The 9,403-nt window shown below is 55.9% G+C and carries 7 protein-coding genes and 1 pseudogene; 4 read left to right on the top strand and 4 right to left on the bottom strand.

Annotated elements, in window-relative coordinates:
* On the top strand, positions 1-1,388 hold a 1,388-nt coding region (gene prpR, locus GKAS_RS21150), incomplete at its 5' end, for a propionate catabolism operon regulatory protein PrpR (protein WP_035897197.1).
* Positions 1,389-1,487: 99 nt separating this feature from the next.
* Here prpR and GKAS_RS21145 read toward each other — a convergent pair.
* The 3 genes from GKAS_RS21145 to GKAS_RS21130 form a co-directional block, all read right to left on the bottom strand.
* A complete protein-coding gene (locus GKAS_RS21145) occupies positions 1,488-1,787 on the bottom strand; it encodes a DUF1889 family protein (protein ID WP_035897195.1) in 300 nt (99 codons plus the stop codon).
* A gap of 203 nt (positions 1,788-1,990) precedes the next feature.
* A complete protein-coding gene (locus GKAS_RS21135) occupies positions 1,991-3,544 on the bottom strand; it encodes a peptide MFS transporter (RefSeq protein WP_035897191.1) in 1,554 nt (517 codons plus the stop codon).
* Positions 3,545-3,994: 450 nt separating this feature from the next.
* The gene (locus tag GKAS_RS21130) at positions 3,995-4,759 is read right to left on the bottom strand and encodes a siderophore-interacting protein (RefSeq protein ID WP_035897189.1); all 765 of its coding nucleotides are present in this window, start codon (positions 4,757-4,759) and stop codon (positions 3,995-3,997) included.
* Between the two features lie 236 nt (positions 4,760-4,995).
* On the opposite strand from GKAS_RS21130, the gene GKAS_RS21125 reads away from it, so the two are divergent.
* Complete coding sequence (locus GKAS_RS21125; protein WP_035897187.1) at positions 4,996-5,577, top strand: PadR family transcriptional regulator; 582 nt, start codon at positions 4,996-4,998, stop codon at positions 5,575-5,577.
* Here the strand turns inward: GKAS_RS21125 and GKAS_RS21120 are convergent.
* Positions 5,574-7,094 (bottom strand): methyl-accepting chemotaxis protein, encoded by a 1,521-nt coding sequence (locus tag GKAS_RS21120; RefSeq protein WP_035897186.1) that lies wholly within the window; start codon positions 7,092-7,094, stop codon positions 5,574-5,576. The two genes, GKAS_RS21125 and GKAS_RS21120, sit on opposite strands and share 4 nt — an antisense overlap.
* 365 nt (positions 7,095-7,459) lie before the next feature.
* Here GKAS_RS21120 and ygjG point away from each other — a divergent pair, with 365 nt between their 5' ends.
* Both ygjG and GKAS_RS21110 read left to right on the top strand, forming a co-directional pair.
* A complete protein-coding gene (ygjG, locus tag GKAS_RS21115; RefSeq protein WP_035897184.1) occupies positions 7,460-8,851 on the top strand; it encodes a putrescine aminotransferase in 1,392 nt (463 codons plus the stop codon).
* A 144-nt stretch (positions 8,852-8,995) separates the two neighbouring features.
* Positions 8,996-9,403: pseudogene (locus tag GKAS_RS21110) on the top strand (oxidoreductase); the annotation flags it as partial.

The raw sequence follows: 9,403 nt of genomic DNA, 5'->3' as shown, positions 1-9,403 counted from the left end.
GCTCCAACGGCGCGTACCTGAAAAGCCGCCTCTCCGTGCCGGTTATCCTGATTAAACCCAGCGGCTTTGACGTACTACAGGCGCTGGCAAAAGCCGGAAAGCTCACCTCCTCCATCGGCATCGTGACCTATCAGCAGACGCTGCCTGCACTTATCGCCTTTCAAAAGACGTTTAACCTGCAGCTTGAGCAGCGTAGCTACGTCACTGAAGAAGACGCCCGAGGGCAAATCAACGAACTGAAGGCCAACGGCATAGACGCGGTCGTGGGCGCAGGGCTGATTACCGACCTCGCCGAAGAGGCGGGCATGACCGGAATCTTTATCTATTCCGAAGCCACCGTCCGCCAGGCCTTCAGCGATGCGCTGGAGATGACCCGTCTGACGCTGCGGCAAAGCGTCTACCCTGCGGCTGGCAGCGGTCTGCGCACACGCTATGCGCTGGACGACATGCGCGGGGAATCGGGGCCCATGGAACAGGTTCGCCACACCATCATGCTCTATGCGCGCTCTCGTGCGGCAGTGCTGATTCAGGGAGAAACCGGTACGGGGAAAGAGCTGGCGGCACAGGCCATTCACCGCGAATATTTCACGCGATTGGGCCACCGCCACGGCAAATCCTTTCCGCCGTTTGTCGCCGTGAACTGCGGTGCCATTGCCGAATCACTGCTGGAGGCCGAACTGTTTGGCTATGAAGAAGGCGCGTTTACCGGCTCACGGCGCGGCGGGCGGGCCGGGCTGTTTGAAATTGCCCATGGCGGGACGCTGTTTCTGGACGAAATTGGCGAGATGCCCCTCCCCTTGCAGACGCGCCTGCTGCGCGTGCTGGAGGAAAAAGAGGTCACGCGCGTAGGCGGGCACCACCCCATTCCCGTCGAGGTACGGGTGATTAGCGCCACCCACTGTCATCTGGAAGCGGAGATGAAACGCGGGCAATTTCGCAATGACCTGTTTTATCGCCTCAGCATCTTACGCCTGAAGTTGTCACTGTTGCGCGAGCGCCTGGCAGACATTGTGCCGCTGGCGGAGGGGTTTCTGGTGCAGTCGCTGGCGGCCTTAGGGGTGCCGTTTAGCGAGGCGTTACGCAACGGGATGATGCAAAGCCAATCGGTTCTGCTGCGCTACAGCTGGCCCGGCAACGTCCGCGAGCTGCGTAATATGATGGAACGGATGGCGCTTTTTTTAAGCGTTGAGCCGCAGCCCATGCTGGATAGCGATTTTTTACGGCAGTGCCTGCCTGAACTCGTCGCGCAAAATCTGGCGCCACCAGCACCAGACTCGTTAAGCCCGCAACAGGTGCTCGCCCAGTTCAATGGCGATAAAACCGCGGCGGCGCGCTATCTGGGCATCAGCCGTACGACGTTCTGGCGCAGACTCAAGGTCGGAGATTAGCCCGTGCGGCTGTGAAAGCGAAGGGGAGTAAAGCAGGATGCCTTCACGCTTACGGTGAAAGCATCCGGGATAGGCTATTGGAATTTAAACAGGGTTAACTCACACCAGTGAGCGGAGCTCTTCACGCATGTAGGAAGAGAAGAATTCAGGGTTCTTAATCACCATATGCTCGCCGGATTCGACCTTCTCGGCCCATCCCGCCACTTTATCAGTAAATCCCTCGCTCCAGCCGTCCTGATGACCACGTTCAGCCACCGCCGCAGAGCTTGCAGGAACACCTAACTCTTTTAAATATTTCAGAATTCCCTTCGCTGTACTCTCATCCATGGATTGTGGTACTGGCTCAGACGTGTTCATACCACCAATGAAATCCAAAGCTTTATCAATGACTGCTGGCATATGCTTGTCCTTAAAATTAACCACGTAGTAAACAAGTCTATACTATGGACCGGAATCCAGCGCAATTTCAAAGGAACCGCTCACGTTATTGCATTTATTCTCGATCAGAAATCACGTTTTATACCCGTTTTGCGCAAGAAACGGTGCGCATTGCGCAAAAAAAAGCCGGTACAACATGTACCGGCTCAGTAGTCAGAACGCTATCACGCGTTGCTGACCGGCGTTTGTTCCGCGCTGGATTTGGCGTTTTCCAGCATCCGGCGAACCGGCACAATCAGTACGCACAGCACCGCGGCACAGATCAGCAGCGCAATGGAGCAGCGAGCGAACAGGTCCGGCAGCATATCCAGCTGATCGGCCTTCACGTGACCACCGATCAGACCCGCCGCCAGGTTGCCCAGCGCACTGGCGCAGAACCACAGCCCCATCATCTGACCGCGCATTCTTTCCGGTGCCAGCAGCGTCATGGTCGCCAGACCAATCGGGCTCAGGCACAGCTCGCCGAGCGTCAGCATCAGGATACTGCCCACCAGCCACATCGGTGATACGCCAGCGCCGCCGTTGCTCAGCACATTCTGCGCTGCCAGCATCATCAGACCGAAGCCTGCTGCCGCACACAGAATACCGATAACGAACTTGGTGATACTGCCAGGACGAATGTTTTTACGCGCCAGTGCAGGCCAGGCCCAGCTAAATACCGGCGCCAGCAGGATGATGAACAGGGCATTAATTGACTGGAACCATACCGCTGGGATCTCGAAATCACCGATCATACGGTTGGTATAGTCGTTGGCAAACAGGTTGAACGACGTAGGTTTCTGCTCGAAGGCCGACCAGAAGAACGCCGCGGAGACCAGCAGAATAAAGCACACCAGCAGGCGCGCACGCTCTTTACGGCTCAAACCCGCGAAGGCAAACAGGTAGATGAAGTACAGCGCCACGGAAGCCGCAATCACGTACACCAGCACGCTGGCAACGGCCACCGGGTTAATCACAATGATGCCCTGGGCAATCAGGGTGATAATCACTGCTACACCCACCGCTAACGCCAGCAGCCATGCGCCAACGCCATTTTTCTTCGCCACCGGGTTGTTCCAGGTAGAGTCGAGGCCCACTTCGCTGTCGTAGCGCTTCATTGCCGGAACGGCAAACACGCGGAAGATAACCAGCGCCACCAGCATCCCGATACCGCCGATGCCAAAGCCCCAGTGCCAGCCGTGGGATTTAATCAGCCAGCCGGAAATCAGCGGCGCGATAAATGACCCCATGTTGATGCCCATATAGAACAGCGAGAAGCCGCCGTCGCGACGGGCATCGCCCTTTTTATACAGCGTGCCGACCATCACTGAGATACAGGTCTTGAACAGACCCGAGCCCAGTACGATAAACATCAGGCCGATAAAGAACAGGTTGTCACCCATAAAGGCCGACAGCGCGATCGACAGGTGGCCCAGCGCAATCAGAATAGAGCCGTACCACACTGCTTTTTGCTGGCCGAGCCAGTTATCAGCCAACCAGCCGCCCGGCAGCGCCGCCAGGTACATCGTTCCCGCGAAGATACCTACAATCGCCGAGGCGTTTTCACGCGCCAGTCCCATGCCGCCGTCATAGACGGTTGCCGCCATAAACAGGATCAGTAACGGGCGGATACCGTAAAACGAGAATCGCTCCCACATTTCGGTAAAGAACAGCGAACCCAGCGGGTACGGATGACCGAAAAAGGTCCGGCTTTCGTTTTTATTAACAGAGGAATGCATAGTTTCTCCAGAGAAGGTGCGTCGTAACGCAGGTAAGTCGTGTATGCGGGCTAACCATTTTTTAATTTTGTCGATGATTAACATCTGACACGGTATTTTTTAACCATTTGATAACCATTACGTGGTCGTGTCTAGCCCTGGACCCGGTATTTTTAGACGAAAAGTCGACAAAGTTCTAGTTTTACAGATTTTGTATTGGAAACATGAATGTAGTGATTGACATCACATAACCACGTTTTTACTCATAAATAATTCATTAAAAACAATTAATTAGATAATAAACAATCATCAAATACAGCCCCAAATACGGGGCAAAATAATCGTATAAAAAGTGTGGAAAACAGGATGTTCATCATAATGATGAGGGGAGATCTGGATAAATCACGAGGAGAGAGAGGGCAGGAATAGGGTCGCGCTATCACATCATCGTATAGCGCAACCAGAATTCAGTTATTTCGCGTGCCAGTAGGCACTTGAACGCACCAGCTGCGGGTCGATAGCGTCGGTCACAAAACCGTCGGTCAGACTTTTTACCACCTTCCCTTCACCGGTCAGCCAGATAAAGTAATCCGATTCCGGCACCGTGAGCTGTGCCAGGCGCGCGGCGACGGTGGCCGCATCGTAGCCGGAAATCCACTCGATATTGAAGCCATCGAACCCGGCCAGATAGGCTTTATCCGCGTCGTCTTTTACCATCACCAGCGCCGTCACCTGCGGACGCTCCGCTAACGTCTGCAGCGCTTCCAGACGGCGACGCAGCGCTGGCATACCGGTCTCATCGCAAACGTACAGCTGCCAGGCATAATCTTCCGGCACCACCAGCGAACCGCGCGGGCCGCCGATAAGCAGCGTATCGCCCGCTTTTGCTTCCATTGCCCACTGGCTGGCGACGCCGCCGTCATGAATAAAGAAATCGTAGGCCAGCTCGTGGCGCTCGGCATTATAGAGCGGCGTATAGTCGCGAGCCTGCGGGCGCACGCCTTCAGCCCATACAATCCCTTCATCGGTCATCGTTGGTGGCGTCAGGGTGCTACCGGCCTGCGGGAAAAACAGCTTGGTGTGATCGTCAAAGCCGCGCGAACTAAAACCTTCCAGCGCCTCACCGCCCAGCACCACGCGCTGGAAGGCTTCACCCACGCGTTCCACGCGCAGGACGGTCAGTTCACGAAAACGAAGTTCATTGCGCACGCGCTGTGGGTATTTGTTCTCTTTCATTTGGCGTCTCTCTCACAAATAGATATATCTAAATCATTTGCAAATGATAATGATTGCCAACTAAACAGAAAGCAAGCTATTTTTAAGATATATGAACAGCGGCGCACAAAAAATCCGCACACAAAATTAAAATCGTTAAAAATCAACACAATAAAAAATAACACATTTTCGATATTGCTAAAGATATATATTTAGATATAAGTTAGATATATCTAAACAACGTAAGGATAAACATCATGAGACCTTTCTCTGATTCTGAACATCGCGGCCGTGGTGGTCGTGGACATCGCGGTGAACGCGGTGAGTGTGAACATCGTGGCGGGCGTGGCGAAGGTCACGGCGGCGGCGGACGTCGCCAGCGCTTCTTCGGCCACGGCGAGCTGCGTCTGGTGGTCCTCAGCATCCTCAAGGATAACGCCAGCCACGGCTATGAACTGATTAAAGCGATTGAAGCCCTGACCGAGGGCAATTACAGCCCAAGTCCCGGCGTTATCTACCCGACGCTCGACCTGCTCCAGGACCAGGGGCTGATTACGGTGCATGAAGAGGACGGCGGGCGTAAAAAAATCGCTATTACCGCCGAAGGCACCCAGACGCTGGAAGAAAATCAGGAACATCTGGAACACATTCAGGCGCGCCTGAAGTCCCGCATGGTGGGGCATGAACTGCGCAAAAACCCGCAGATGAAACGGGCGCTGGATAACTTTAAAGCCGTGCTAGACCTGAAGGTGAATCAGGGCGAGACAAGCGACGCGCAGTTGAAGCAGATTGTCGGCATTATCGACCGCGCGGCGCTCGAGATCTCGCAGCTGGATTAATGCAGGACGGTGACCGCATCCTGTAAACGGCTGGCGCGGTGTTTTACCATCGCCGATACGTTGGCGCTTTCTGCCACCAGTCCGGCGTTTTTCTGGGTGATCTCATCCAGCTTCGCCACGGCACGCGTTAAATCAGACAGCCCCGTGGCCTGTTCAGACGTAGATTGACTAATCTGCGCAATCAGCTGGGTGACATTCTGTACCTGCGAGACAATGTCATCCATCGTGCGCCCGGCAGCGTGAACCTGCTCGGAGCCCGACTGCACCTTGCTGGCGCTGGCCTCAATCAGCTGACGAATCTCGTTTGCCGCCGTCGCGCTACGGCTCGCCAGATGGCGAACTTCCCCGGCGACCACGGCAAACCCTCTCCCCTGCTCGCCCGCGCGCGCCGCTTCGACGGCGGCGTTCAGCGCCAGAATATTGGTCTGGAACGCGATATCGTTAATCAACGTGGTGATAGAACCAATGCGCTGCGTACTGTCAGCAATATCTTCCATGGTCTGCACCACCCGGTGCATCGCCTGACCGCCCTGCGCCGCCGCACCGCTGGCCGCCAGCGAGAGCTTATCGGCTTCGGCCGCCGTCTGGGAGTTATTCTGTACCGACGCCGCCATCTGGCTCATGGTCGCCACGGTTCGCTGTACGTTAACGACCGTTTCCTGTGTACGCTGATTCAGATCTTCGTTGCCGCGTGCCAGCACATCGCTGCCATCGCTCACGCTATTCACCTGCGTCGAGACATCGTTAATCAGCCAGCGGCACATCAGGCCGAGTTGACCGACCGCACGTAGCGTCAGCCCCAATTCATCGCTGCGCGGCAGCGGATCAACGCTGTTACGCTCGCCGGTCGCCACGCAGAGCGCCTGTCGCGCCACGTTTTCCACCGGGCGAACAATTTGCCACTCAAGCACCAGCGTGGTCAGCAGCAAAATCAGCGCCGACGCCAGCACCGCCATGACCGGCGCACTCAGGGCCAGCAGGCTGGCGGCCAGCAGCAGGTAGAACGCCGACATAATACTTATGACCCGCCAACGGAGCGGGATAGCCGACAGCTTGCCCCACCAGCGTTTGCTGATAACACGTCCTTTATAAAGACGCTTATTGCTGCGTTCTTCACGAAGCGCCTGATACAGCGGCTCAACCGCCGCCACCTCTTCCTCACTGGCTTTCGTGCGAATCGACATATAGCCAATCGTTTTACCATTACGCACCTGGGGGATGGCGTTCGCGCGCACCCAGTAATGGCCGCCGTGTTTCGGGCGATTTTTGACGATACCGCTCCACGGCTCGCCCTGCTTCAGGGTTCGCCACATGTCGGCAAAAGCCGCTTTTGGCATATCGGAATGACGCACCATATTGTGCGGCTGGCTCAGCATCTCGTGGCGGCTATAGCCACTCACCTTCACGAAGGCATCGTTTACGTGGGTGATATAGCTGTTGAGATCGGTGGTGGACATCAACGTGGTGTGGTCGTCCATCAGCGATTCGGACGAGTTTTGGTCGGGCAGGGTAGACATACGGACATCCTTTTCAGGTGCTAAGAGAAATGTATTACAATTGTTATATCGGAGGATATTAAATTAACCTTAATTGTTAATTTTGCGTTAGATCGCAAAATAGACAAAAGCCCTACTTTCCTCACGTCATTCTTTGCTGCTCATCCCTGGAGCAAAACCTGCCCTTTTGTGGGGCAATACGCCCGACAACCACGCACTGCCTCGTGACCGCTTTCACACTCTCTCGCTTCGCTGGACGATTAAATATTGTACAAACGCGATTTCCCCTGGCGTTTATCCCGATTTTCACCGCCAACGCTGAGATGGCGTAATCCCTGCAATACTTAAATCAGTATCGTGTGATACGTGATCCCCAGGAGCTTATTTTGAACAGGTTACCTTCCAGCGCATCGGCTCTGGCCTGCAGCGCACACGCACTGAATCTCATTGAAAAGCGAACGCTTGACCATGAGGAGATGAAAGCTCTTAACCAGGAGGTCAGGGAATACTTTAAAGAGCATGTGAATCCGGGGTTTTTAGAGTACCGAAAATCTGTAACAGCCGGTGGGGATTACGGAGCCGTAGAGTGGCAGGCGGGAGGGTTAAATACGCTTGTCGACACCCAAGGTCAGGAGTTTCTCGATTGCCTGGGCGGTTTTGGTATTTTCAACGTGGGGCACCGTAATCCAGTGGTGGTTTCCGCCGTACAGAATCAGCTCGCTAAACAACCGCTTCACAGCCAGGAACTGCTCGACCCGCTACGGGCGATGCTCGCCAAAACCCTGGCGGCACTGGCACCGGGTAAACTGAAGTACAGCTTCTTCAGCAACAGCGGCACCGAATCCGTAGAGGCGGCGCTGAAGCTCGCGAAAGCGTACCAGTCACCGCGCGGCAAGTTCACTTTTATTGCCACCAGCGGCGCATTCCACGGGAAATCGCTCGGGGCGCTGTCGGCCACCGCTAAGTCAACGTTCCGCAAGCCGTTTATGCCGTTACTGCCGGGCTTCCGCCACGTGCCGTTCGGCAATCTCGACGCCATGCGCACGATGCTCAGCGAATGCCAGAAAACCGGCGATGACGTTGCAGCAGTGATCCTCGAGCCCATCCAGGGTGAAGGTGGCGTGATTCTGCCACCGCAGGGCTACCTGCCGGCCGTGCGTAAGCTGTGCGATGAATTTGGCGCGCTGCTTATTTTCGACGAAGTGCAAACCGGTATGGGGCGCACCGGCAAGATGTTTGCCTGCGAGCATGAGAACGTTCAGCCGGACATTCTGTGCCTGGCGAAGGCACTCGGCGGCGGCGTGATGCCGATTGGCGCGACCATCGCTACCGAAGAGGTATTCTCGGTGCTGTTCGATAACCCGTTCCTGCACACCACCACCTTTGGCGGTAACCCGTTGGCCTGTGCGGCCGCGCTGGCGACCATCAACGTGCTGCTGACCGAAAACCTGCCTGCTCAGGCGGAACAGAAAGGCGATATTCTGCTGGACGGTTTCCGCAGCATGGCGCGTGAATATCCGGATCTGGTCCGTGAAGCGCGCGGCAGAGGCATGCTGATGGCCATTGAGTTTGTCGATAACGAAATCGGCTATAACTTTGCCAGCGAGATGTTCCGCCAGCGCGTGCTGGTTGCCGGAACGCTCAACAACGCCAAGACCATTCGCATCGAGCCACCGTTGACCTTAACGATGGAACAGTGCGACCAGGTGCTTAAGGCGGCGCGTAACGCGCTGGCGGCCCTGCGTGTCAGTCAGAATCAGGTTGCCACCGAGCAGTAAACTCACGCCCCCTACCGTTTGGTTGGGGGCGTTCTTTGAATCCCATCACAATCATCGCATTCCCCTTTTCCCTTTTTCCCGCCGACGGCTAAATTAGTAACTCATCCGACCACATAACAATAATTTTACATACTGGACATCCTTATGAGCTATCCGTCGCTGTTCGCCCCGCTCGATCTTGGTTTTACCCAGCTGAAAAACCGCGTGCTGATGGGCTCGATGCATACCGGGCTGGAAGAGTATCCCGATGGCGCGGAGCGTCTGGCGGCGTTCTACGCCGAGCGCGCGCGTCACGGCGTGGCGCTGATCGTCAGCGGCGGTATCGCCCCGGATGCGACCGGCGTAGGGATGGCGGGCGGTGCGATGCTGAACGATGTGAGTCAATTGCCGCACCACCGCACGATTACCGACGCCGTCCATCAGGAAGGCGGCAAAATTGCGCTGCAAATCCTGCATACCGGCCGCTACAGCTACCAGCCAAATCTGGTCGCCCCTTCCCGCTTCAGGCGCCGATCAACCGCTTTACGCCGCGCGAACTCGACGCACGAAGGC

This window comes from Kluyvera ascorbata ATCC 33433, from assembly GCF_000735365.1.
Lineage (GTDB): Bacteria > Pseudomonadota > Gammaproteobacteria > Enterobacterales > Enterobacteriaceae > Kluyvera > Kluyvera ascorbata.
Note: the sequence above shows the minus strand (reverse complement) of the source record. Positions and strands in the feature narration are given on the sequence as shown.